The organism is Amycolatopsis sp. 505 (assembly GCF_031625235.1).
Taxonomy (GTDB): domain Bacteria; phylum Actinomycetota; class Actinomycetes; order Mycobacteriales; family Pseudonocardiaceae; genus Amycolatopsis.
On sequence record NZ_JACKQP010000005.1, the window covers coordinates 555,678 to 579,976 of the forward strand.

General features: G+C 71.5%; 23 protein-coding genes. 12 read left to right on the forward strand and 11 right to left on the reverse strand.

All coding sequences use genetic code 11. The features are described from left to right. Window positions 1-11: 11 nt before the first annotated feature. The 4 genes from H5965_RS21910 to H5965_RS21925 form a co-directional block, all read right to left on the reverse strand. Window positions 12-2,252 carry a glycoside hydrolase domain-containing protein gene (locus H5965_RS21910; RefSeq protein WP_310971905.1) on the reverse strand — a complete coding sequence of 747 codons (2,241 nt, stop codon included), beginning with the start codon at window positions 2,250-2,252 and terminating at the stop codon, window positions 12-14. A 2-nt stretch (window positions 2,253-2,254) separates the two neighbouring features. Then, window positions 2,255-2,776 carry a peptidase inhibitor family I36 protein gene (locus H5965_RS21915; protein ID WP_310971906.1) on the reverse strand — a complete coding sequence of 174 codons (522 nt, stop codon included), beginning with the start codon at window positions 2,774-2,776 and terminating at the stop codon, window positions 2,255-2,257. 62 nt (window positions 2,777-2,838) lie between these two features. Further along, window positions 2,839-3,246 (reverse strand): hypothetical protein, encoded by a 408-nt coding sequence (locus H5965_RS21920; protein ID WP_310971907.1) that lies wholly within the window; start codon window positions 3,244-3,246, stop codon window positions 2,839-2,841. 403 nt (window positions 3,247-3,649) lie between these two features. Then, window positions 3,650-4,639, reverse strand: coding sequence for a PaaX family transcriptional regulator C-terminal domain-containing protein (locus H5965_RS21925; RefSeq protein WP_310971908.1), 990 nt, complete (start codon window positions 4,637-4,639; stop codon window positions 3,650-3,652). A gap of 243 nt (window positions 4,640-4,882) precedes the next feature. Here H5965_RS21925 and H5965_RS21930 point away from each other — a divergent pair, with 243 nt between their 5' ends. The 11 genes from H5965_RS21930 (at window position 4,883) to H5965_RS21980 (ending at window position 16,771) form a co-directional block, all read left to right on the forward strand. Further along, window positions 4,883-5,758, forward strand: a complete 876-nt coding sequence (locus tag H5965_RS21930) for a transporter substrate-binding domain-containing protein (RefSeq protein WP_310971909.1) — start codon at window positions 4,883-4,885, stop codon at window positions 5,756-5,758. Between the two features lie 5 nt (window positions 5,759-5,763). Next, a complete protein-coding gene (locus tag H5965_RS21935) occupies window positions 5,764-6,630 on the forward strand; it encodes an amino acid ABC transporter permease (protein WP_310971910.1) in 867 nt (288 codons plus the stop codon). Beyond that, the gene (locus H5965_RS21940) at window positions 6,627-7,412 is read left to right on the forward strand and encodes an amino acid ABC transporter ATP-binding protein (protein ID WP_310971911.1); all 786 of its coding nucleotides are present in this window, start codon (window positions 6,627-6,629) and stop codon (window positions 7,410-7,412) included. Before H5965_RS21935 ends, H5965_RS21940 begins: the two co-directional genes overlap by 4 nt. Next, the gene (locus tag H5965_RS21945; RefSeq protein ID WP_310971912.1) at window positions 7,409-8,548 is read left to right on the forward strand and encodes a CapA family protein; all 1,140 of its coding nucleotides are present in this window, start codon (window positions 7,409-7,411) and stop codon (window positions 8,546-8,548) included. Before H5965_RS21940 ends, H5965_RS21945 begins: the two co-directional genes overlap by 4 nt. Next, complete coding sequence (locus H5965_RS21950; RefSeq protein WP_310971913.1) at window positions 8,545-9,783, forward strand: CoA transferase; 1,239 nt, start codon at window positions 8,545-8,547, stop codon at window positions 9,781-9,783. The genes H5965_RS21945 and H5965_RS21950 overlap by 4 nt, the downstream gene beginning before the upstream one ends. A gap of 5 nt (window positions 9,784-9,788) precedes the next feature. Further along, the gene (locus H5965_RS21955; protein WP_310972036.1) at window positions 9,789-10,790 is read left to right on the forward strand and encodes a 2-hydroxyacyl-CoA dehydratase family protein; all 1,002 of its coding nucleotides are present in this window, start codon (window positions 9,789-9,791) and stop codon (window positions 10,788-10,790) included. Further along, the gene (locus H5965_RS21960) at window positions 10,787-12,010 is read left to right on the forward strand and encodes a 2-hydroxyacyl-CoA dehydratase family protein (RefSeq protein ID WP_310971914.1); all 1,224 of its coding nucleotides are present in this window, start codon (window positions 10,787-10,789) and stop codon (window positions 12,008-12,010) included. Before H5965_RS21955 ends, H5965_RS21960 begins: the two co-directional genes overlap by 4 nt. A 60-nt stretch (window positions 12,011-12,070) precedes the next feature. Beyond that, complete coding sequence (locus tag H5965_RS21965; protein ID WP_310971915.1) at window positions 12,071-12,943, forward strand: transporter substrate-binding domain-containing protein; 873 nt, start codon at window positions 12,071-12,073, stop codon at window positions 12,941-12,943. An 11-nt stretch (window positions 12,944-12,954) separates the two neighbouring features. After that, a complete protein-coding gene (locus tag H5965_RS21970; RefSeq protein WP_310971916.1) occupies window positions 12,955-13,878 on the forward strand; it encodes a hypothetical protein in 924 nt (307 codons plus the stop codon). Between the two features lie 14 nt (window positions 13,879-13,892). Next, on the forward strand, window positions 13,893-15,245 hold the full coding sequence (locus tag H5965_RS21975; protein WP_310971917.1) for a DUF6351 family protein: 1,353 nt from the start codon (window positions 13,893-13,895) through the stop codon (window positions 15,243-15,245). 272 nt (window positions 15,246-15,517) lie between these two features. Then, complete coding sequence (locus H5965_RS21980; protein ID WP_310971918.1) at window positions 15,518-16,771, forward strand: FAD-dependent oxidoreductase; 1,254 nt, start codon at window positions 15,518-15,520, stop codon at window positions 16,769-16,771. Here the strand turns inward: H5965_RS21980 and H5965_RS21985 are convergent. Genes H5965_RS21985 through H5965_RS22010 form a run of 6 tightly spaced genes read right to left on the reverse strand, consistent with a single transcriptional unit; the run spans window position 16,761 to window position 21,793 of the window. Further along, window positions 16,761-17,507 (reverse strand): SDR family NAD(P)-dependent oxidoreductase, encoded by a 747-nt coding sequence (locus tag H5965_RS21985; RefSeq protein ID WP_310971919.1) that lies wholly within the window; start codon window positions 17,505-17,507, stop codon window positions 16,761-16,763. The two genes, H5965_RS21980 and H5965_RS21985, sit on opposite strands and share 11 nt — an antisense overlap. After that, the gene (locus H5965_RS21990; protein ID WP_310971920.1) at window positions 17,504-18,424 is read right to left on the reverse strand and encodes a 3-keto-5-aminohexanoate cleavage protein; all 921 of its coding nucleotides are present in this window, start codon (window positions 18,422-18,424) and stop codon (window positions 17,504-17,506) included. Before H5965_RS21990 ends, H5965_RS21985 begins: the two co-directional genes overlap by 4 nt. After that, complete coding sequence (locus H5965_RS21995) at window positions 18,424-19,263, reverse strand: LLM class flavin-dependent oxidoreductase (RefSeq protein WP_310971921.1); 840 nt, start codon at window positions 19,261-19,263, stop codon at window positions 18,424-18,426. Before H5965_RS21995 ends, H5965_RS21990 begins: the two co-directional genes overlap by 1 nt. Beyond that, window positions 19,260-20,030, reverse strand: coding sequence for an aldolase/citrate lyase family protein (locus H5965_RS22000; RefSeq protein WP_310971922.1), 771 nt, complete (start codon window positions 20,028-20,030; stop codon window positions 19,260-19,262). The genes H5965_RS21995 and H5965_RS22000 overlap by 4 nt, the downstream gene beginning before the upstream one ends. Next, a complete protein-coding gene (locus tag H5965_RS22005; RefSeq protein ID WP_310971923.1) occupies window positions 20,027-20,890 on the reverse strand; it encodes a hypothetical protein in 864 nt (287 codons plus the stop codon). The genes H5965_RS22000 and H5965_RS22005 overlap by 4 nt, the downstream gene beginning before the upstream one ends. A gap of 12 nt (window positions 20,891-20,902) precedes the next feature. Further along, window positions 20,903-21,793 carry a DUF6282 family protein gene (locus H5965_RS22010; RefSeq protein WP_310971924.1) on the reverse strand — a complete coding sequence of 297 codons (891 nt, stop codon included), beginning with the start codon at window positions 21,791-21,793 and terminating at the stop codon, window positions 20,903-20,905. Between the two features lie 149 nt (window positions 21,794-21,942). Here H5965_RS22010 and H5965_RS22015 point away from each other — a divergent pair, with 149 nt between their 5' ends. Further along, on the forward strand, window positions 21,943-23,304 hold the full coding sequence (locus tag H5965_RS22015) for an MFS transporter (RefSeq protein ID WP_310971925.1): 1,362 nt from the start codon (window positions 21,943-21,945) through the stop codon (window positions 23,302-23,304). A 134-nt stretch (window positions 23,305-23,438) separates the two neighbouring features. Here the strand turns inward: H5965_RS22015 and H5965_RS22020 are convergent, their stop codons facing one another. Further along, on the reverse strand, window positions 23,439-24,230 hold the full coding sequence (locus H5965_RS22020) for an IclR family transcriptional regulator (RefSeq protein ID WP_310971926.1): 792 nt from the start codon (window positions 24,228-24,230) through the stop codon (window positions 23,439-23,441). Window positions 24,231-24,299 lie beyond the last annotated feature (69 nt).

Genomic DNA, 24,299 nt, shown 5'->3' on the forward strand with positions numbered 1-24,299 from the left:
CTCCTCCCTGCTCATAGGTGCCGCGAGATGCCGTTGTACTTCTCGAGGATGTGGTACAGCGCCATGCGTTGCCCCGCGTGCTCCTCCGCCTCCGCTCCCCAGCCCTGGTAGCGGCGCAGCACCTCGAAGATCTCCCGCTCGGTGTAGTTCAACGCGACGGGCCGCAGCACCGTTTCGCCTTCCGGCGGGTTCTGGCCGCCCGGCTTGCCGTCCGCGTCCCAGATGTGGATCATCGCCACGGTCCGGAGTGCGTACTCCTCGTCGTCCTTGACCTGTTTCCAAGCCGCGTAGATGTCGTCGTCGGCGGCCGTGTCCCGGATCGTGCCGGACGCCACCCCCTTGGTGATGCAGTGGTTCCACGCCAGGATCGCGGTGGCCCCGAAGATCTGGGCGATGCCCGTCGACGAGTCCCTGGGCGCGTCCGGCGGCGGGGGGACACCCGGCGGACGGTTGTGGTACCCCTCGACCAACGCGTCGACGCCGTCGTCGATCGCGTCCCAGTGCCGCATCTCCCAGTACGCCGACGCCTGGATCAGCGCCTTGCGCATGGTGTACCGGTTCGACAGCTCGGTGATGACGTCGTCGTGGTCAAGCACGGTGGTCTGCAGGCATTTCCAGTGTGCGAACTTCCGCGTGCCGCCGTTGTTCGGGAACCCGATGGACTCCATGTACTTGCCGACGTCGAGTTCCAGCGCCGGATACACCTCCGCCGCCAGCCGGGTGTCCGGCACCACCTTGCGTGGCGGGTCGAACGAGCCCTGTCCGGAGTCACGGCCCGAAGCGATGTCGACGTCGATCTCGATCCGGCCGTCGCCGATCCCGATCGTGCGCGTCGCGATCTGGTCGTACGCCCAGTCTTCGGGCAGCGGGTAGCCCAGGTTGCCGGAGAACCCCGAGGACATGTCCGACACGAAACTCGCTGTCGAGTGCCCGGCGGCCGCGACCCGCGAGCACACGTTGCGCGGCCCGTAGATCCCCACCAGGTACGGGTTGCCGGCGTCCGCCACGGAATCCACGATGCCCTTGAAGTGCGGCAGGACGTGCGAAGTCACCTCTCCGTCGAGCGCGTCGAAGTCGACCGCGAAGAAGATCCGTGTGCCGTTCTTGAACCCGTGGTCCCGCGCGGCGTTCATCGCGGCGTAGCCCGCGGCCCGGCCGGCCGCGTAGGTGAAGCTCGCCGCGTCCCGCCCGAACGTCTGGTAGATCGGAAAGCACCGCAGGCCGCCGGCCGCGATGGTCTCCAGCTCTCCCTCCTGGATCGGCTTTTCCGGCAACGAGGTCGTGCTCAACGCGGTGAGGTAGCGGCCGACGTACTTGATCCCTTGTTCCTTCAGGGTCGCCGCGCGGGAAGCGGTGATCCGGGTGACGCCGTCGCACGCCTCGCCGGTGCGGGTCTGGTCGCCGTAGGAGACCAGCAGCGATGCCCAGGTGGGGAAGTCACCGGTGCCGGACACCGTCAGCTTCGCGAACGACTGGAACTCCCGGACGGCGGCGCCCACCGAGGAATCGAACGTGCCGGTGAAGTCGACCGGCCGCTTGTTCAACGCCATCACCGCTGAGAACAGCCACACCCAGATCCCCGTGTCGCCGAGCGAGACCGGGTGCTGCTTCAAACCCGCCTGCGTCCCGGGGCCGAACACCCCGTTGGCGGTCCCGTCGGCCATGCCCAGCTCGTACTGGATCGCGAACAGGACGGACTTGGCGACGTCGCGCGAATGGTGGCCGTCGCAGGGGATGACGAAGAAGTCGCGGCGGCCGATGTACCGTCCGTTCAGCCACTGCTGGATCTCGCGGACCGTCGGCGAACCGGAGCCGACGTCGACGTAGGCGTCCATGGTCAGCAGTCCCTTGAACACCTTCGGTGTCAGGTCGCTGCCGGGGAACACCGTCCCGACGCCCATGTCCTCCTTGAGCTTCGTCACCGCGGCCTGGACGCGCGGACCGTACGCGCCGTTGATCCCGTCGCCGTCGTAGCCCTTGCAGTACAGCGCCGACTGGATGATCCGGCAGAAGTCCGCCGAAGGCATGGTGCCGAAGTTCAGCTTCGGGTACTTCGACGTCAGCGTAGCCAGCGTCGTCGGCCCGAAGCTGTTCGACACGGGTGAGATCCCCAGGTGCCACTGCAGGGCGCGGGTGAGGGCGTACATGACCTCCCACTTGGTGAGGCCGTCCTCCTCGACCGTCATCCCGATGCGGCTGCTGTAGACGTCGTTGACGAACCGCTGCGCCCGTCTGACCATCTCGTCGGCCATCGTCACCCGACCTGGATTTCGTCGGCCTTGTCGTTCCAGCCGAAGCTGCGGAAGTCGGAGTAGATGCCGTTCGCGGCCAGGTACGCGTGCTGGTCCGGCAGCGCGGTGACGTAGTTGACCAGGGTGGCGCCGCTCTGCGGCCGGTGCAGCGCGGCGCTGCTGGCCTGGTCGCGGAAGCCCCAGTCCGCCAGCTTCTTCGTCCCCGACGCGTTCCACTGCAGGCGGCGGCCGGTGTGGTCGATGTTCTCCCAGAGGCACACCCAGGTGTACTTGCAGTCCTCGGCCGCGGCGATGCCGAACTCGCCCGAGGTGGCCGCGAAGTCCTGCGGGGTCCGGAAGCAGCGGACGTCGCCCACCGCGAACTCGGCACAGACCTGGGCGTCCTTCCAGCCTTTGCCGAGGTCGATGGTCGTGCCACCGTAGGAGGCCTGGATCCCCACCGGTGCCGCGCTCGCGGGCACCTGGGCGATCGAGAACGTTCCGATCATCGTCGCGGCCAGGACCGCGGCTTTCACACTGCGCATGGGGTTCCCCTCGTGTTCGCGTGCTCGGTGTTCGGCTGTCGTCGGCGGCCGCGGTACCGCGGTCAGGGGTGGACGTACCCTTCACAGGCCAGGTGGGCCGTGTCGGTTTCGTCCTTGAAGCAGAGGTCGACGTAGATGGGGCCGCCGGGGATGTCGACGGGCACGTTGATGGTGTCGGTGGACACGTCGTTGCAGTGCAAGCTGGTGCTCCTCGCCGGCCATCGCTTCCAGTTGGCGTCGTAGGCGTAGGCGTAGAGACGGCGGCAGTAGCTGGCCTTGAACGAGTAGTCGACGTCGACGGATCGCTGGTGCCAGCGCAGCGTGCCGAGCGCGTAGGTCGCGCCGTAGCGGAGGATCGGGTCGATCGGGCTGGACGGGTCGGCAGTGGCCGTGGCGGGTGCGGCGGTGGCGGGTGCGGCGGTGGCGACCGGCGCTCCGACCAGGGCGAGCCCGGCCACGACCGCGGCCACCGTCAGTCGACCGAGTGAACTTCTGGCAGTAGCTCGATCCTGGCGCCCGGCTGTGGTGCTGGTCATCGTGAACTCCCCCTGTCATTGATCCGGTTCGCGGTGATCCAGAGCGTGGCAGTGTTCACTGCAGTCGCGCTGCAGTCTCACGGAACGTGGTCTTCCGGACGTGCCGGCGTACGACACCCACGTGCTCGGCCGGCCGGAGGGAGGCCTGGTCCGCCCCCGTCCACACGGCACCCGGTGCGTACGCCGCCGCGGAGTTGGACCGGGCCCAGCCCCGCACCTCGTCGCGGGTGCTGGAATTCCGGATGTCGGCCGTGGGCTTGGACTGCGCGGCCGTCGCACGGTGACCTGGCCGGGTATCGACGTCCTGGCCGGGACGCCCGGCCTGAGAACCGCCGCCTTACCGGTGGCGCGCGTCGTCCAGGCGGCGGGCCTCGGCGGCCTGCTCGAACGGGGTGTCGCCCGCCGGGTGGCGGTCGCCGAGGTCGGCGAACAGCGCCGCCACCTTCACCGAGTCGTGGTGGGTGGCCAGCTCGGCCAGTTCGGGGTCGGTGGCGGCCAGCACCTGCCGGAAGCGCAGCTCGGCCAGGGGGCCGAGGCGGTCGTAGATCTGCAGGAACACCTTCTGGGCCCGGTCGCGCGCCCAGTCGGCGGGGAGCAGCTCGGCCGGGAGGTCCGGGTCGGTCTCCGGGAACCGGCGCCAGTCCACGCGCAGCTCGGTGCGGGTGCGCAACGCCTGGGCCGGGCTGATCAGGCCCGCGTCCAGACCCGTGAGCACATCTTCGTAGCGTTCGACGAACTGTTCGTACTCCCGGGCCAGCGGCTCGAGGTCGAACGCGGTGACCGCCGCGGCCGGGCCGGGGACCTCGGTGGCGCGGAAGACCGTCGCGGTGCGGAGGTCCAGTTCGCGGAGCGCGGTGAGCGCGGGCTCGGCCAGGTCGTGCGGGCTGATCCAGACGCCGTCGTACAGCGCCGCGAACCGCAGGACCCGCAAGCGCGACCGCAACGCCGTGCGCAGCCCGCGATCCTGTTCCGGCACGGAGAAGGTGACCACCGTCCACCGGCCGTCCCATTCGGGGGCGGTCGTGCCGAAGGTCAGCATCCGCTGGGTGCGCTCGATGATGACCTCGGACGTCCGTGCGGGGATGCCGTAGGCCGTCGTCCGGCCGCTGCGCGACACCGTGAGCAGGCCGCGGGCGGCCAGCCGGCGGATCGCGGCCCGCGCGCTCGCCGGGCTGATGTCGAACTCGCCGAGCAGCTGCACCAGGGCGGCCGACGGGATGTGCTCGTCGCGCCAGTACCAGAAGTCGCCGAGCAGGGACGTCAGGAGCAGCTGGGGCTCGGCTCCCTGCTGGGAGCGGGGCAGCGGCCCCGAGGGCGTCGCTGTCATCGCGCGCCTGCCTCTTCCACGGTCGGTCCCGGCGGCCGGTCCGCCGCGGGTGTCCATGGTGGCAGTGCGGCGCGGGCGGCGGAACCGAGGGGTTGAATCACGCGACACATCATGCGACGATCGGCGCCCAGATAGCAACCAATTGATCCTCCGGGTTCCCGCGCCGCCCGCTCGGACGGCCTTCCTCAGGAAGAAAACGACATGGGTTCCTCTCTTCGTCAATGGCGTCGAAGCTCGCTCGCCGTGGCCGCCGCCGGGCTCGTCCTGGCCGGGTGCACGGTCGACGACGGCGCGGCCTCGGCGCCCACGGCCGCCGCCCTGACCACCGACCAGGCGCTGCACGACCAGCTGCCGCAGGCGGTCAAGGACTCGGGGGTGCTCCGGTTCGCCGGCGACTCCCACCCGCCGTACCGGACCGTCGGCCCGGACGGGAAGACCGTCACCGGCATCGACCACGACTTCCAGCAGGCGCTCGGCCAGCTCCTGGGCGTGCGCACGGAAACCACCATCGTCAGCGGGCTCCCGGCCGCGCTGCAGGGCATGCTCAGCGGCCGCTACGAAGCCTTCAACGGCCCGGTCAAGGCCACCGCCGAACGCGAGAAGCAGTTCGACACCGTCACGTGGATGACCACCCGGACCTCCTACGTGATCCCGCAGGGCTCCGCCGCCGGTGTCAAGCAGACCGCCGACCTGTGCGGGAAGCGCGTCGCGGTCGTCACCGCGAGCGTCGTGGAGGACCAGCTCGCCAAGCTGTCCAAGTTCTGCGAAGGCGCGAAGAAGCCGGCCGTGCAGGTGGTCGGGCTGGACGACACCAACGCGACCCTGCTGGCCGCGAAGTCCGGCCGGGCCGACGCGGCCGGGATGACCCAGGCGGCCGCGATCGACGTGACCACCCAGCAGAAGGGCCAGTACGAGTACGTGACGCAGACCGAGGAGCAGGGCGCCACGAAGGACAACCTCGCGCTGTACACCCCGAAGGCCGGCAAGCTCGGGCCGGTGCTGCAGAAGGCCTTCGAGGAGCTGTTCCGCAACGGCACCTACACGCGGATCATGCACCAGTGGGGCCTCGACGACGTCACGGTCCCGCAGCCGATCTTCGACGCGGCGTCGGCGAAATGACCACCATGTCCACAGTGGAGGAGACGGCGACCGCGCCCGACGACGTCGCCGAGGCCCGCGGCCGGTTCCGCCCGCTGCGCTGGCTGTTCGTGCTCGTGCTGGTCGTGGTGCTCGCCCAGTTGGCCGTCTTCCTGGTCGGCAACTCCCGGTTCCAGTGGGACGTCGTCGCGAAGTACCTCTTCGAGAAGAGCGTGCTGGCGGGCCTGGGCACCACGGTGCTGCTCGCGGTCGCGGCGATGGTGCTGGGGTCGCTGGTCGGCGGGGTGGTCGCGGCGATGCAGCTGAGCGGGTTCGGGCCCGCCCGGTGGGTGGCGACGCTGTGGGTCGGCCTCTTCCGCGGCATCCCGCCCCTGGTGCAGCTGATCTTCTGGTTCAACCTCGCCTACCTGCTGCCGAAGCTCTCGATCGGCATCCCGTTCGGCCCGGTGTTCGGGACGTGGGACGCCAACAGCGTGATCACGCCGCTGACGGCCGCGGTGATCGGCCTGTCGCTGGTCGAATCCGCGTACCTGGCGGAGATCTTCCGCGCCGGGGTGTCCTCGGTGGACCCCGGCCAGCGCGACGCGGCCCGCGCGATGGGGTACCCGCCGGCCCAGACGCTGCTGCGGATCGTGCTCCCGCAGGCGATGCGCGTGATCATCCCGCCCGCGGGCAGCCAGTTCATCAACGTGCTCAAGGGCACCGCGCTCGTGTCCGTCATCGCGATGTCGGACCTGCTGCACTCGGTCCAGGTCATCTACAACCGCACCTACGAGATCGTGCCGATGCTGCTGGTGGCCTGCTTCTGGTACCTGGTCGTGGTCACCCTCCTGACGGCCGGGCAGCGCCGCCTGGAACGCCGGTTCTCCCGCGGTCACCGGGACGTCCGATGACCGCGCCGGTGCTGCGGATCAGCGACGTCCGCAAGGAGTTCGGGCCGGTGCACGCGCTCGACGGCGTCCACCTCGACGTGCACGAAGGCGAGGTGGTCGTCGTCATCGGGCCGTCCGGGTCCGGGAAGTCGACGCTCGTCCGCTGCGCCCACCAGCTGGAGCCCATCGACGGCGGGGCGATGTACCTCGACGGCGAACTGCTGGGGCACCGGCGGTCGCCGGCCGGGCTGCGGCCGCTGACCGAGCGGCGGATCGCTGCCCAGCGCCGCCGGATGAGCATGGTCTTCCAGCAGTTCAACCTCTTCCCGCAGTTCACCGTGCTGCGCAACGTGACCGACGCGGCGATCCGCGTCCACGGCCGCGATCGGTCCACTGTGGAGCGGGAGGCCCGGGAGCTGCTGGAGCGCATCGGCCTGGCCGGGCGCGAGGACCACTACCCGCGGCAGCTTTCGGGCGGGCAGCAGCAGCGCGTCGCCATCGCGCGCGCGGTGCTGGTCCGGCCGCGGATCATGCTGTTCGACGAACCGACCAGCGCCCTCGACCCCGAACTGGTCGACGAAGTCCTCGCCGTGCTGCGGAGCCTCGCCGCGGCGGGGACCACGATGGTCGTCGTCACCCACGAGATGACCTTCGCGCGCGAGGTCGCCGACCGGTGCGTCTTCATGGAAGCGGGCCGGATCGTCGAGGAGGGCCCGCCGGGCGAGCTGTTCGCGCGGCCCCGGACCGAGCGGCTGCGTGCCTTCCTGTCCCGCCATCTGTCCGAAACGGAAGGTGTCTCGTGATCACTGTCGGCGCCGTCGGCGACCTCATCCTGGACGAGCCCGATCCCGAGTTCTTCCTCGCCCCGGCCGCGCCGGTGCTGCAGGGGATGGACCTGGCCATCGGCCACGTCGAGGTCCCGCACTCCACCACCGCGGTCCAGCAGAGCACCGACGTGCCCGCGCCGCCCGCGGACCCGGCGGCGCTGAAAGCGGTGGCCGGGGCCGGGTTCGCGGTCGTCACGCTGGCGGGCAACCACGTCCTCGACGCCGGGGCCGGGGGACTGGCCGACACCATCGCCTACTCCCGCGCGGCGGGGATGGAGACGGCCGGTGCCGGGCCGGACCTCGCCCAGGCTCGGCGTCCGGCGCTCGTCGAACGCGGCGGCCTGCGGATCGGCGTGCTGTCGTACAACTGCGTCGGCCCGCGGGAATCCTGGGCCGGCTCCCGCAAGCCCGGCTGCGCGTACGTGCACGTGCTCACCCACTACGAGCTGGACCACGCCAGCCCGGGCGGGCCGCCGAAGATCTACACCTTCGCCGACCCGGACAGCCTGGACGCGATGGCCGGCGACGTCCGCCGCCTGCGGGCCGAGGCCGACGTCGTGCTCGTCTCGCTGCACAAGGGCGTCGGGCACACCCCGGTCGAGGTCGCGATGTACGAGCGCCCGGTCGCCCACGCGGCGGTCGACGCCGGCGCCGACGCCGTGTTCTCCCACCACCCGCACATCATGCGCGGCATCGAAGTCCACCGGGGACGGCCGATCTTCCACGGGCTCGGCAACTTCGCCACCGTCACCCACGCCCTGACACCGGGAGCCGGGGTCGGCGCCGACGAGCTGCGCGCGTGGGCCGAACGGCGCACGAAGCTCTACGGCTTCGCGCCCGACCCGGACATGCCGTTCTTCCCGTTCCACCCGGAAAGCCGCAACACCGCCATCGCCTTCTGCCGCTTCGACGAGACCGGGCTGCGCGAAGCCGGGTTCGTGCCGTGCTGGATCGACGACCAGGGACGTCCGGTGCCGGTCGGCGGCACGCCGCAAGGCGAGGCCGTCACCAAGTACGTCGAGGACATCACCCGCGGGGCCCGGCTGGGCGCCCGGTTCACCACGCGCGGCAGCGAAGTGCTCGTCGATCTCACCGAGGGGGTTCCTTCATGACCGACCAGCCACTGGCCGGCCGCACCGTCATCGACCTGACCACCGCGCTCGCCGGGCCGTACGCGACCCTGCTGCTCGCCGGGCTCGGCGCGACCGTGATCAAGGTCGAAAACCCCGCCACCGGCGGGGACTCTTCCCGCAACAACGCGCCCTACGTCGGCCGCGACGGGCTCAACCTCGCCCGGCGGCACGACGACGACCTGTCGGTGTCGATGCTGCTGCGCGGCCGCAACAAGCTCAGCGTCACCCTGGACCTGAAGAACCCCCGGTCGCGGGCGGTGTTCACCGACCTCGTCCGCGACGCCGACGTGCTGGTCGAGAACTACAGCCCGGGGGTCACCGACCGGCTGGGCATTTCCTACGACCACGTCAAGGAGATCAACCCGCGGCTCGTCTACACCTCGATCAGCGGGTTCGGGGCCCAGGGCGGCCCGGGTTCGGGCAAGGCGATGGATTCGATCATCCAGGCGCTCAGCGGGGTGATGCTGACCGCGGGGGAGCCCGACGAGGGCCCGGTGCGGTTCGGCCTCCCGATCGGCGACCTCCTCGCGCCGCTGTTCGCCGTGGTCGGCACGGTGTCGGCGCTGCTGCAGGCCGAGCACACCGGCGAGGGGCAACATGTCGACGTGTCGATGCTCGGCGCGCTGACCTCGCTGGTCGCCTGCGAGCCGTTCGACGCCTTCGACGCGGTCGGCCTGCCGCAGCGCACGGGCGCGATGGTGCCGCGGCTGGCGCCGTTCGGGATCCTGCCGGCTCTGGACGGTCACCTCGCGCTCTGCGCCCCGACCGACGCCTTCGCCCACGGCGTGCTGCGCGCGATCGGCCGGCCGGAGCTGGCCGAGGACGACCGGTACCGCACCCGGGACCAGCGTGTCCGCGCGGCCGACGAACTGCACGAACTCATCCGCGAATGGTGCCGCGTCCGGCCCCTCGCCGAGATCCTCTCGGCCTTCACCGCCGAAGGCGTGCCCGCGGCCGAAGTCCGCGAACCACGCGAAGCCGTGCGGGATCCGCTGGTCCTGGCACGCGAAGAGGTCGTGCCGCTGCGGCACCCGCGTCACGGGGACGTCGCCGACCTGGCCGGGACCGGGGTGCCGATCCGGTTCTCCGCGGCCCGTGTCTCCCTGGACCGGCCGGCGCCCGGCCTGGGGGAGCACAACGAGCACGTCTACCGCGAGCTGCTCGGCTACACCGAGGAGCAGCTGGCGGACCTGGTCGCGGAGGCGGTCATTTGAGCACCGTGGGGTACGTCGGTGCCGACGTCCCGGTCGAGCTGATCACCGCGGCGGGCCTGCGTCCGCTGCGGCTGACCGGGAAGCCCGGCCAGGACAGCACCCTCGGCGACCGCTACCTCGGGCGCGGCGTCGACCCGGTCGCCCGGTCGGTCCTGACGCGGATCCTCACCGACGGCTACGGCCCGCTCGAAGCCATCGTCGTCTCCCGCGACTGCGAAGCGTCGCTGCGCCTGTTCTACGCGCTGCGGGAGCTGCACCGGATCGAGCCGGCGCTGGGGCTGCCGCCGGTGCGCCTGGTGGACGTGCTGCACCTGCCGCACCACACGACCACCCGGTACGTCCACGCGAAGATCGCCCAGCTGCGGGCCTGGCTCGGCCGCTGGCGGCCGATCGGCGACGACGACCTCGCCGAGGCGATCACCGCGCACGACAGCCTCCGGCGGTCGCTGGGCCGGCTCGCCGCCCTGCGCCGGGCGAACCGGCTCAGCGGCACGCGGTTCCTCGAAACCGTCGCCGCGACCACCGCGGTGCCGGTCACCGACGCCATCGCGCTGGTCGATCGAGTACTGGCCGAGCCGCGCGAGGTCGACGGGGTGCGGCTGTTCCTCACCGGGAGTTCCCACGACGGCACGGAGGTGTACGAAACGTTGGAGCGCAACGGCTTCCTCGTCGCCGGGGAGGACCACGACTGGGGCGAGCTGCTCTTCGCGCGCACCTGCGCGGCGCCGACGGAGCTCGCGCTGGCCGAGCGTTACCAGTACAACGGCCCGTCGGCACCCCGCGCCTCGATCCGGCAGCGTGCGGCGCACACGGCCGCGGCTGCCCGCGCCTGCGGTGCCGAGGTCCTGTTCTCCTACGTGCGGGTGCACGACGACGCGCCGCCGTGGGACTTCCCGGAGCAGCGGGCCGCGACCGGACTGCCGGCGATCCTGGCCGAGCGTCAGCCGTACGGCGAGCTGACCGCGGAAGCGCTGGCCGCCCTGGCGCCGGCGGGAGCGGCGGCATGACCGCACGGCTGGCGTCGGCGACCACGGCGACCGCCTACCAGCGCGAGTGGTTCGCCCGGGTGCGCGAAGAGGGCGGCCCGCTGGCGCTGGTCAACGCGGACGCACCCCAGGAGATCTTCCGGGCGATGGACATTCCGTACGTCGTCAACCAGTGGTGGGCTTCGATCGTCGCCGCGAAACGGCAGACCCAGCGCTACCTCGGCCTGCTGCGCGAGCGCGGCTACCCCGACTACATCGAGCAGTACAGCGCCACCTCGCTGGCGTCGGCGTTCGAAGACGACCCCGGTCAGGCGCCCTGGGGTGGCCTGCCGACGCCGTCGATCGTGCTCGGCGAGACCACCGGCGACGCGTCCCGCAAGATCTTCGACGTCTGGAATTCCCGTCCCGGCGTCACGTACTACCCGCTGGAAAGCGCGGCGGAGAACGCGGTCCCGGAGCGGTGGTGGGAGCTGATGCCGCACCGCTGGGAAGAGGCGATCGGTAGTGACCGCCTCGACCTGCTGACCGGCGAGCTGACCGGGCTCATCCGGTTCCTCGAGCAGACCACCGGCCGGGTGTTCTCCGAGACCCGGTTCCGCGAGGTCCTGGACCTGGTCAACGAGCAGCAGGAGTGGAACCGCCGCACCCGCGACCTGATCGCCGCCGCCCGGCCGTGCCCGATCGCCGTCACCGACGGCATCCCCAGCGTCATGGTGCCCCAGTGGCACCGCGGCACCGAGTGGGCGCGCGATGCGGCGCGGGCGTTCCACGACGAGGTCCGCGACCGGATCGACGCCGGTGTCGCGGTGTGCCCGGACGAGCGGTTGCGGCTGATGTGGATCGGCCGCGGGCTGTGGTTCGACCTCGACTTCTACCGTCGGTTCCAGGAGTCGCACGGCGCGGTCTTCGTGTGGTCGATGTACCTGGCCATCGCCGCCGACGGCTATCTGCGCTACGGCGACGACCCGCTGCGGGCGCTGGCCGCCCGCTTCGCCGCGTTCAGCGATCAGCTCTACACCCCGCCGTGGTCGGCGGAGTGGTACGTCAAGGAAGCGCGCCACCACGGCGTCGACGGCGTGGTGCACCTCGTCTCCGACGACGCGCGCGGCAGCTACTTCACCACCCGCGCCCTGCGCGCGGCGGGCATCCCCGTGCTGGAACTGCCCGCGGACAACGTCGACGCCCGCACCGGGGACGACCTGACCGCGCGGATGACCGCGTGGCTCGACGACCTGACCTGACCGTCCGGAAGGAGAAATGTGCGATCTCCACTTCGCCGACGAAGCCGAAGTGCGATCCTCGTGACCGCTGCCCTCGGGCTGGCCGTCGCCGGGTGCACGGTCGGCACCGATTCCCCGGGCCTGGCCACCGGAACGAACCTCCCGGTGGTGCAGTCCCTGCACGACGCGCTGCCGCAGGCGATCAAGGACGCCGGCGAGCTCCGGTTCGCCGGCGACTCCCACCCGCCCTACCGCACGGTCGCGCCGGACGGCACGGTCACCGGGATCGACGCCGACTTCCAGGCCGCGATCGGCCAGGTCCTCGGCGTCCGCACCCGGACCGTCGTCGTCGCCGGGCTCCCGGCCGCGCTCCAGGGCATGCAGGCCGGCCGGTACGACGCGTTCAACGGCCCGGTCAAGGCGACCGCCGAGCGCGAGAAGCAGTTCGACACGATCACCTGGATGACCACCCGCACCGCCTACGTGTACCCCACCGATTCGACGGCCGGGATCGCGCGGGTCGAAGACCTGTGCGGCAAGCGCATCGCGGTGGTGACCGCGAGCGTCGTCGAAGACCAGCTGAACAAATTGTCCCGGTTCTGCACGGACACCAAACGGAAGCCGACGCAGACCGTCGGCCTCGACGACACGAACGCGACGCTGCTGGCCACCCGTTCGGGCCGCGCGGACGCCGCGGGGATGACCGAGGCCGCGGCGATCGACGTCACGCAGCGGCAGGGCGGGAACAAGTACGTCACGCAGACCGAAGCGCAGGGGGCGGTCAAGGACGACCTGGCGTTGTACACCCCCAAGGCGTCCGGACTCGGCCCGGTGCTGCAGAAGGTGTTCGAAGAGCTCTTCGCGGACGGCACGTACGTCGGGATCATGTCCCGCTGGGGGCTCAACCAGGTCTCGGTGCCGAAGCCGGTCTTCAACGCGGCCACCCCACGGTGAGAGGACTTCCGATGGCATTGCTCAAACCGGCCCTCGTCGCCGCGGCGACGGCGCTGCTCGCGGTGACCGCGGCGATCGTCGTCCCCGGTTCCCCCGAGGCCGGGGTCGCGGCTCCGCCCGCGCCACCCGCGTCCGCGGTGTTCCACCCCGTCGTCCGCGAAGCCGCGGCCCGGACCGGGGACTACGCCGCCGAGTACACCGTCTACCGGCCCGCGGACCTGGACCGGGTGCACGGCCGCCTGCCGGTGGTCGTCTTCGGCAACGGTGCGTGCCGGCACACGAGCAACGACGAGCTGCTGACCCTCGAGACACTGCTCGCCGCGCACGGGTTCGTCGTCGTGGCCGTCGGCGGGTTCGACGAGCCCGCCCTGACCGAGAACGGCAGCCCGGACCCGAAGGTGATCACCGACGCGATCACCTGGGCCGAACGGGAGAACGGCCGCCGGGGCAGCGCCCTGCGCGACCGGCTCGACCCGCGGCGCGTCGGCGTCACGGGCCATTCGTGCGGCGGCATCGAAGCGCTGGTCGCCGGCGCGGACCCGCGGGTGAAGTCGGTGCTGTCGCTGGACAGCGGCTTCTTCGCCGACGGCACGCTCGGCTACGGCCGCGAGCACCTCCGGAACCTGCACACGCCCACGATGTTCGTCGACGGCGGCCCGGACGACGTCGCCTACGCCAACAGCGGCGAGAACTACGACCTGGTCACCGTGCCCGCCGTCCGCGCCACCAACCCGGCCGCCGGCCACACCGGGTTCGTCTACGGTCAGCGCACCGGCAACCCGGACCCGAGCGTCCGCGAAGAGGCCGTTCGCGTGTTCGTCAACTGGTTCGACTTCACCCTCGGCGGCAACCGCGACGCACGCGGCTACTTCCTCGGTGCCGGCTGTGGTCTGTGCGCCACCCCCGGCTGGACCGTCACCGCCAAGAACTTCTGACAGGAGCGCTCATCATGAGGCCCAGACTCACTTTCCTGGCCGCGGTGACGGTGGTCGCCGCCGGACTGCCGGCCACCGCACACGCGGCGGAACCCTGCGTCGGCACGGCGACCTGCGTCGGCGGGCAGCTGGCCGACGGGACGCCGTACAGCTTCGCGAAGCCCGCCCGGTGGAACGGGACCGTGCTGGTGGACATGGACTTCGCCGCGGGCGGGCTGACGAGCGCGCTCACCGCGAGCCTCGTCGAGCGCGGCTACGCGGTGGGCGGCACCACCCGCACGGTGACCGGCTGGAACATCGCGCAGGCCATCGACAACCAGGCGGAAGCCCTGGGACGCTTCGAAAAGGCGTTCGGGCACCCGCGGTACGCGATCGCCGAAGGCCGCTCGATGGGCGGGATGGTCGCCGCCGGCGTCGCGCAGGTGCACCCCGGCCGGTTCGACGCGGCGATCCCGATGTGCGGCGGTCTCGGCGGTGCGGTGGGGCAGTGGAACCAGAAGCTGGACACCCTCTTCACGCTCAAGACGCTGCTGTTCCCCGAACTCCCGGTGACCGGCATCCCCGCCGACGTCCCGGGCACGCAGCAGCGGTGGATTTCGGCGGTGACGTCGGCGCAGGCGACCCCGGCGGGCCAGGCCCGGATCGCGCTCGCGGCGGCGATCGGCCAGCTGCCGGGCTGGGGCCTGGCCGCCGACGGCTCGCCGACGCCGGTCCCGGCCGGCCACGACGTCGACGGTGTCGAGCAGGGGATGTTCCTCGCCCTCGCCGGCGGTCCGCTGCCGTACGTCGGGCAGGCGGTCAGCAGCAGGCGGGCGATCGAGCAGCTGGCGGGCGGGAACCCGTCGTGGAACACCGGTGTCGACTACGCGCACCAGCTCACGATGGCCGAACCGAGCCAGCGGAACGCCGTGCGGCGCCTGTACCAGCGCGCGGGCCTCGACCTGCGCGCCGACCTCGGCCGGCTCGCCGCCGCGCCCCGCGTGTCCGCCGACCCGGCCGCCGTCCGCTACCTGGAGCGGGGCATCGTGTTCACCGGCGACCTCCGGATCCCGGTGCTCACGGTCAACGGCACGGGCGACCAGATCTCGACGGTCGCCCAGCAGCAGTCCTACGGCGCCTTGGCCGCCCGCGCGGGCAAGGCGGCCCTGCTCCGCCAGACCTACGTGCAGACGGCGGGGCACTGCACGTACACGACCGGCGAACAGCAGGCGGCCATCGACCGCATGCTGACCCGCCTGCGAACGGGCCACTGGCCCGACACCGCACCGGCGGCGATGAACCGCGCGGCGGCGGCCGCGGACGGCGTGCCGGGCCGGTACCTGCCGTACGCACCGCCGCGGTTCAATCGGGCATACCCGGCGAGGTGAACGGGGGCGAAGCGGTCTGCCCGGGCGGAGGGCTCGGGCGTAGGCGAGCACCGCCTGCTCGGTGCGGCTGGTGTTGCCGATGAAGATAACGGCACCGGCCGGTCATCGGCTCGGCCCAGTGGCCGTGGAAGGCTTCGAACTCATCGTCGGTCACCGCAACAGTCCCCGCTCGGAACGTTCGTGCGGCAAAGCTGCCCCGAAGACTCTCGTCCGCGCCACCGCCGGCCCCACCAGGTGTAGAGGTGGTGGGGGCGGGAACGGGGGAGTGCACTGTGGAACGGACGAGGTGTTGCGTCGTGGGGGGTGGCCCGGCGGGCATGGTGCTCGGGCTGCTGCTGGCCAGGGCCGGGGTCGAGGTCACGGTGCTGGAGAAGCACGAGGACTTCCTGCACGACTTCCGCGGCGACACCGTGCACCCGGCGACCCTCCAGCTGCTGGACGACCTCGGGCTGGGGGAGCGGTTCGCGCGGTTGCCCCAGACGCGGATCACCGACGTGGTCCTGCCCGACGGCGCCGGCGGCGTCCGGCGGATCGGGGATTTCGGGGCGTTGCGCCGGTGGGGCGTGCGGCACCCGTACGTCGCCATCGTTCCCCAATGGGACCTGCTGAACCTGCTGGCCGATGCCGCACGGGAGGAACCGGGGTTCCGGCTCGTCATGGGGACCGCGGTGACGTCGCTGATCCACGAGGACGGCCGGGTCGCCGGGGTCCGTTACCGCACCAGCGAGGCGGTCGACGGCGAGCTCCGGGCGGACCTCACGGTGGCCTGCAACGGCCGGAATTCGGCCCTGCCGGCGGCGGCCGGGCTGGGCGTGACCGAGTTCGCCGTCCCGTTCGACACCTGGTGGTTCCGGCTCTCGCGGCGTGACGGCGAACAGGTCGGCGAGCTGACCCGGCGGCCGGGGCGGGGACGGTTCGCGATCGTCATCCCGCGGGAGGACTACTTCCAGATCGGGTACGTCGCCCGCAAGGGCACCGACGGCCGGTTGCGGGCCCGTGGCATCGACGCGTTCCGGCGGGACGTCGCCGAACTCCTCCCGGAGTACGCCGACCGGGTCGGCGAGCTGGTCTCGATGGACGACGTCAAGCTGCTGGATGTCCGGCTCACCCGGCTGCGCCGGTGGCACGTCGAGGGCTTGCTGTGCATCGGGGACGCCGCGCACGCCATGTCGCCGGTCGGGGGCGTGGGCATCAACCTCGCGGTCCAGGACGCCGTCGCGACGGCGACCCTGCTGGCCGGGCGGCTCCGGCGGGGCGGGGTGCGCGGGGCCGACCTCGCCCGGGTCCGGCGGCGCCGGTTGCCGTCGCTGCTGGTGGTGCAGGCCTTGCAGCGGATCATGCACGCCGACCTCGCCGGCCCCCTCCGGTCCGGGAGGCAGGCGGGGCCGGTGGGCCGGCTCATGGCCGCGGCGCAGTGGGTTCCGGGCCTGCGGACGCTGGCGGTGTACCTCGTCGGCGTGGGACTGCGCCCCGAGCGAGCTCTCGGTGGCCGCGCACCGGTGTGCGGCGGACCGGTCAGGCCGTGAAGCCGCCGTCCACCGGGAGGACCACTCCGCTCAGGTGGCCGGCCCGGTCGCTCAGCAGGAACGCGGCCGCCGAGCCCACTTCCGCGCCCGTGCCGGCTTTGCGCAACGGCGTCGCCGCGATGCGGGCTTCCACACCGCCCGGGATCGTGCGGCGCAGCTCGTCCAGCATCGGGGTCTCCGTCGGGCCCGGGGCGAGCGCGTTGACCCGGATGCCCAGTGGCCCGAAGTCGTGGGCGGCCGTGCGGGTCAGGCCGATCACCGCGTGCTTCGTCGCCTGGTAGGCGCCCATGCCCGGACTGCCCCGCAGGCCGCCGATGCTGCTCACGTTCACGATCGAGCCCGAGCCCCGGCCTTCCATCGCCGCGACCTCCGCACGCAGGCACAGCCACGTGCCCTTCACGTTCACCGCCATGATCCGGTCGAAGTCCGCTTCGGACACCCGGTCGAGCCGCCCGCCGCCGCCCATGGCCGCGTTGTTGAACGCGCCGTCGAGCCGGCCGAAGCGCGCGACCGTCGCCGACACGAACGCGGCCACGTCGGCGGCCGAAGAAACATCGCCCGTCGTGTAGGCGACGTCGTGGCCGTCGAGTTCGGCGGCCAGTTTCGCCAGCGGCTCTTCGTGCCGGGCCACCAGCATCACCGAAGCACCGTCCGCGGCGAACACGCGCGCCGCGTCCGCCCCGATGCCCGAACTGGCCCCGACGACCAGGATCACCTTGTCCGTCAGCAGGCTCATGCGTTCCCTCCACGGAGTGCCAGCAGCGCGCGGGCGTCGGCGGGTGTGGCGACGGGTTTGCCGAGGTCCTCCACCACCGCCCGGATCTTGCGGACCTGCTGGGCGTTGCTTTCCGCGAGCTGTCCCTTGCCGATCCACAGGCTGTCCTCCAGCCCGACTCGCACGTGCCCGCCGAGCCACGCGCTGTGCGTGCCGAAGCTCATCTGGTCGCGGCCGGCGGCGAACGCCGAAAACGCGTAGTCGTCGCCGAAGAGCTTGTCCGCGATCCGCACCATGTGCTCGAGGTTCGCGTGGTCGGCGCCGATCCCGCCGAGGACCCCGAACACGCCCTGGATCAGCAACGGCGGTTTCGCCAGGCCGAGTTCGGCGAAGTACGCCAGCGAATACAGGTGCCCGATGTCGTAGCACTCGTACTCGAACCGGGTCCCGGACTCGCCGAGCGTCCGCAGCGTGTGCTCGATCTTGTCGAAGGTGTTCACGAACGGCTTCGAGTACGTGTCGAGCACGTACGGCCTTTCCCACTCGTGCTTCCACTCGGTCACCTTGCCGGCGATCCCGGAATAGACGAAGTTCATCGACCCCATGTTCATCGACGCCAGCTCGGGCCGCAGCCGGTAGGCGGCCGCGAGCCGTTCGTCCATCGTCATCGAGGACGCGCCGCCGGTGGTGATGTTGATGACGGCATCGGATTCCGCGGTGATCCGCCCGACGATCTTTTCGAACACGCCGGGATCGGGCGTCGGCCGGCCGTCCGGTTCGCGGGCGTGCAGGTGGACGATCGCCGAGCCCGCGTCGATGGCCTCCAGCGCGGCGTCGGCGACCTCGTCGGCGGACAGGGGCAGGTGCGGGCTCTGCGACGGGATGTTCACCGATCCCGTGATCGCGGTGGTGATGATGACCTTTTCGGCCGGGCGCATCAGTTCTCCTGTTCGGCGAGGGCGCGGTAGGCGTCGAGTTTCGCGTCGTCGAGCGGGCCGACCAGCGTCAGCGCGACCTGGGTGGCGCCCGCGTCGTACTGCGCTCGCGCCGCTTCCCGGACTTGCGAAGGCGTGCCGCAGGCGACGAGCGCGTCGACCAGCCGGTCGGACCCCGGTGGCGCGAGGTCGGCATCGGTGAAGCCGAGCCGCTGCAGCTTCGCGAGCTGGTGGGGGAGCGTGAGGTAGTAGGCGAGCCGGCCCCGGGCGACCTCGCGGGCGGCGGCGCGCGACCGGCCGACCACCGCCCACTGGACGACCGACAGGAAGAGGTCGCCGACCGTCTCGCGCGCCCAGCGGGTGTGCTCCGGCGTGACGAGGAAGGTGATCAGCCCGTCGGCCCGCTCGGCCGCGAGCCGCGTGATCCCTTCCGAGTACGCGCCGAGCACCTTCGGCACCCCGGCGGCCACCTGGTCGACGCCGTCGAGGTACTCCCGCAGGAACGGCAGCGGTCCGACCCCGCGTTCGCGGACCGCTCCGCTCACTCCGAGACCCAGCACGTACCGCCCGGGGTGGCCGGCGGCGAGGTCCCGCGCGGCCGAGCCCGCCGATTTCGGCACGCGCTCCAGCGCCCGCGCGACGCCGTTGCCGACGACCAGCCGCTCGGTGGCCGAAAGGACCAGCGCCGCCGTCGTGAACGCTTCGCGGCCGTTCACCTCGGGAATCCAGACCATCCGGTGGCCGCACTCCTCGAGCGCCCGCACGAACCGCACGACCCCGTCGTGATCGAGGTCGTCGAGCTCGGCGATCGACAACGCCGTGCGCGGCAGCGAAAGCGTCATGAAGTCGCTTCCCGGAAGGCCGTGACCAGGCTGCGAGCGGCCTCGGCCAGCATCGTCGTGTCGTTGCCGAGCAGGACGAAGTCGCAGCCGTCGCGCACCGCCCGCGCGGCCTTCTCCGGCACGCCGCCGAACGCGAGCCCGCACTTCTTGCCGGCGTCGTGCGCGGCCGCGATCGCCGAGGCGATCAGGTCGAGCACGTCCGGCGACGCGGGCGTCGAACCCATCGACATCGACAGGTCCGCCGCCCCGACGAACACCGCGTCCACCGTGTCCAGCGCGAGCATCTCCGGCGCGGCCTTGATGGCCTCGACGCTTTCCAGCTGCGGGATGCACAGGACGTCGTCGTTGCCTTCCGCGAGGTACTCCGCGTTCGGGCGCAGGCCCCACGATCCCGCCCGGCTGGTGCCGCCGGCGCCGCGGACGCCGTGGGGCGGGAACCGGCACGCCCGCCCGACGGCCGCGGCCTCTTCGACGGTGTCCACATGGGGCACGAGGATGCCCCGCGCGCCCGCGTCGAGGATCTTCTGGATCGTCGACGGCGTCTTGTCCGGCACCCGCACCAGCGGCGTCATGCCGAGCGCCGCCGCGGTGTTGATCAGCCGGTACGCCGTCACCAGGTCCAGCGGCGCGTGTTCCAGGTCGATGACGACGAAGTCGAACCCGGCGAACGCCATGATCTCGGCCGGCTCGGTCGAGGCGATCTTCAGCCAGGTGCCCACGGGGGTGTGCGAGCGGGTGAACAGCCCGCCTCCGGTGCGCGCGCTCACGGCATCGGGTAGTCGTCGGCGTTGAGGACCCAGCCGGGTTTCTCCGAGAAGTCCACCCGCGGCGGGCTGAAGATGTCGATCAGCTGGTTCACGCCCGGGTCGCTCGCCGCGGAGGTGTGCACGGTCGGCGGCGGGATGATCGTGACCGACGGGCTGCCGATCCGGACGTGCTCGTCCTCGCGCCAGGTGGTGCTGTCGGGCAGCCACGGCGTCCGGATGTGGTGCACGTATTCCCCTTGCACCGCCAGGGAAAGCTGCTCGAAGTCGTCGTGGTGGTGCGGCGAGAGCTTGCGCGGGTCGCGCGGGCCGTCCTGCAGCGGCAGGAAGTTCACCATGAACGACCGGGTGCGGAAGATCCGGCCGAACCGCTTCGGGTCGTCCGGCACCTCCGACAGCGGGTAGAAGCGGACGCGCTCTTCGGCGGGCGCCGGCCAGCGCTCCAGCAAGGCGACACGCGGGTGGTCCTCGGCGTAGGCCGCCGCGTTGGCGACGCGCTCCCGCCACGCGGGTTCGGTCGCCTCGACCAGCCGGACCAGCGGCCCGTCGCCGTGCACGCTGATCCGCGACGCGCCGGGCGGGACCACGACGAGCCCGGGGGAGTCCACTTTGGTCTCGCCATTGGCGGTGAGCACGGTGAACGCGGGGGAGGCGCCGGTGACGACGATCGCCAGCTCGCCCTCGAGGGTGCCGTTGTCGAGGTCGTCGCCGTCGCGGGCGTCGGTGTGGATCAGGATGACGTTCTGCGCCCGCACGACCGGGGTTTCCCCCAGGTCGAGGTACTGCGCGGCCGCGATCGCGGCACCGCTCTCGGGCCGGGCCGCGGTGGCCAGACCCGAGCGGGGATCGTCCTTTTCGTACACGAGCGGGTCCTTTCAGGCGTCGAGGTTCAGCAGGTACGCCGGGTTGTCCCGGACCATCCGCCGCAGGTCCTTCTCCGGCAGCCCGAGGTCGAGCAGCGCTTCGCCCACCCGCAGCCAGGCGTCCACCGGTTTCGGGTTCGCCTTCTGGCCGAAGTCCGAGGCCAGCACGGTGTGCTCCGGGCCGAGCGTCTCGATCCAGGTCAGCAGGTTCTTCGGGTCCCATTTCTGGGTGCCTTCGGGGTCGTACATGCCGACCTCGTGCTCGACGAACGCGCCGAGCTCGATCAGCTCGCGGCACAGGGCCGGGTCGGCGCCGATGACGAAGTCCGGGTGGCTGACGGCCATCCGCTTCAGGCCGCGCTCGTGTGCCTCCTCGAACAGCGTCTTGATGTACTCGGGGTACATGTGCCCGCCGTTGAGGACGGCCTGCTGCTCCTTGATCTCGTCGAGGATCTCGATCGCCTCGGGCTTGAGGGCACCTTCGCCGTCGACGATGTCGATGCGCTCCAGCGTCAGCGGGACGGTGGTGGTCGGGAAGGCGCCGTCCTCGGGGTGGCAGTCGAGGTGCCGGCCGGAGGAGATGGTCGGGAACCAGACCACCTTGCCGCCCATGCGCAGCGTCATGCGCACGGCGTGGACGTTGAGCCCGCCGACGGTGCTGTTGAGCGCGATGCCGCCGAAGACCTGCGCCTCGACGTCGGCGAGCCGCCCCTGCATCGCGAGGACGTCCATCTGGGTGTTGTGGTGGTGGGACTTGGCGACCATGGCGCGCATCCCGATCCGGGCGCCGTCCCGCGCGGCCTCGACGTGGTCGAACCGCCGGGGGAACGGGCTGGGACCGGAGTGGACGTGCATGTCGACCAGGCCGTCCAGGACGGAGGCGATGGCGGGGCGCGGGCTCATGAGCGGCCTTCCGTTCGCATTATGAAGTCAAAGTTCATTATAAGACCGCCTGTCAACCCTGTGACCGCCCTTGTGTATCGAACGGCGCATATTTAGAGTGGCTGGCGTTCACTTTGTGAACACTCGGTTCGGAGCAACGGAGGACGCCGATGTCCACACCGCCCAGCACCGCGGGAACGGCCGCCCGTCCCGGTACCCCGCACGGCCCGGACGCGACCAAGGTGCGCGCCGCGATCCGCGGCGGGACGCTCGCCTACTTCGTCGACCAGTTCGACATCTACCTGCCGATCGTCGTGCTGGCCCCGGCCGCGGCGTACTTCCAGGCGGCGAACCTCGGTGCGAGCACGACCGCGCTGCTGGCGTCCCTGGTGTTCGCGTCGACGCTGATCGGCCGCCCGCTCGGCGCGATCATCTTCGGTCACTTCGCCGACACGGTCGGGCGCAAGCGGACGACGCTGGTCGCGGTCGGCGGGTTCGGCACCATCACGCTGCTGACCGCGTGCCTGCCAGGGCACGAGACGATCGGGATGTGGTCGGTCGGCACCCTCATCGCCCTGCGGTTCGTCGACGGGATCTTCCTCGGCGGCGAGTACACGACGGCGGTGCCGCTGGCGATGGAGTGGAGCCCGAAGCACAAGCGCGGCCTCTACGCCTCGATCATCACGTCGACCTCGCCCGCCGCGTACGCGGTGATCGCCGCGATCACGCTGCTGATGCTGCAGCTGCTGCCGTCCGCCGGCCTGCACAGCGCGTACGTCCAGTGGGGCTGGCGGATCCCGTTCTTCGTCGGCGCGGCGCTGGCGGCCGTGCTGTTCCGCTACTACCTCAAGCAGGTCCACGAGCCGCCGGCCGAGCTGACCGGCGAGAAGCACAAGCTGCCGTTCGTCCGGCTGCTGAAGAAGTACCCCCGGGCGCTGGGCCAGGTGTTCATCCTGATGACCGGCACCTGGCTCGCGACCAACATGGAAGCCGCCGTGACGCCGGCGCAGCTGAAGGCCCACCTGGACCTGTCGAGCAAGGAGGTCACCATGACCATGCTCGTCATCAACGCGGCCGCCGCGCTGTCCTACCCGGTGTTCGGGGTGCTGTCCCAGCGCATCGGCCGGCGGCGGTTCTACATCGGCTACGGCCTGTCGATGGTCGTGGTCGGCGCGGGTTCCTACACGCTGCTGATGGCCTCGAACGGCGGCTTCGGCGCGGCGCTCGGCTTCGGCGTGCTCATCGGGGTGTTCACCGTCGGCACGTTCGGCCCGATCGCGGCGTACCTGACCGAGCGGTTCCCGGCGAGCATCCGCTCGACCGGCTACGGCGTGGGCTACAGCCTCGCGCTGATCGCCCCGGCGTTCTACCAGTTCTACCTGCAGCGGTTCGACGGGGTCATGCCCGCGCACCTGGCTCCCGGTGTCCTGCTCGTGCTGGCCGGCCTGCTGATCAGCCTCGGCGGCTTCCTCGGCCCGGAGACCAAGGACGTCGACATGTCCGACGACAGCACGATCCCCGCACTGTCCTGAGTGGAGGGAGGCGGTCGAGGCTCGCGCAGGCGGGCCCCGGGCGACCGGGCCGGGTTCCGCCGGGTGCTGCGAATGACTCATTCGGGACCTCGGGCGTCCCGAATGAGTCATTCGCGACGTTCGAACCCGCTGCCCTACACCGCCCGCCGGCCGTCGTCGGGGCGGTAGTGCCCGCCCAGCTCGTGGGTGAGCTCGCGCGCGGTGTCGACCACGACCCGCAGCTCGGGCGTGTCGTCGCCCATCGACAGGGTGTTGTCCGGGCCCACGATCGCGATCGTGGCGCAGATGCCGTACTCGTCGAAGACCGGCGCGGCCACCGCGACGATGCCGGGCGTGCTCATCGCGGAGCAGTGGCCGGCCGCGCGCACGCGTTCGACGTCCGCGCGCAGCTCGTCGCGCGCCGGGCCGGACAGGGTGCCGATCAGGCGTTCCATCGACAGCTGGTCGGCGTGGTAGGCGAGGAACACCTTGCTCTGCGCGGTGTCCAGCGGCAGGTGACTGCCGACCCGCACGGACACGATGACGATGGTCGAGGCGTTCTCCTCGACCCGTGAGACCACCGGGCCGGTGAGGCCCCAGAGGCTGAGCACGACGCTGGTCTGCGTCGCGCGCGAGAGCGCCTGCATGTGCCGTGGCGCGAGGTTGACGACCCGGCGGTGCCCGATCGCGAACGCGCCGAGCTGCAGCAGCAGCCCGCCGGGCACGTACCCGCCGTCGGCGCTGCGTTCCAGCAGGCCGGCCGCGACGAGCGAGGTGCAGTACCGGTACGCCGTGGTGCGGTTGAGGCCCAGCCGTTCGGCGACCTCCCCGGCGGTCAGTTCGGGGGTCGCCGGGTCGAACAGCGAGAGGATCTGGCTGACCCGGCTCACCGCCTGGATGTCCGCCTGGTCCGCGCGGGCCTCCGGGGACCGGGTCGGTTTGGTCACGAGGTGCCTCCGCCGGAAGTCTGGAATCGCTGTTCACTTCGTGAACACGGACCTCAGGCTACACGGACC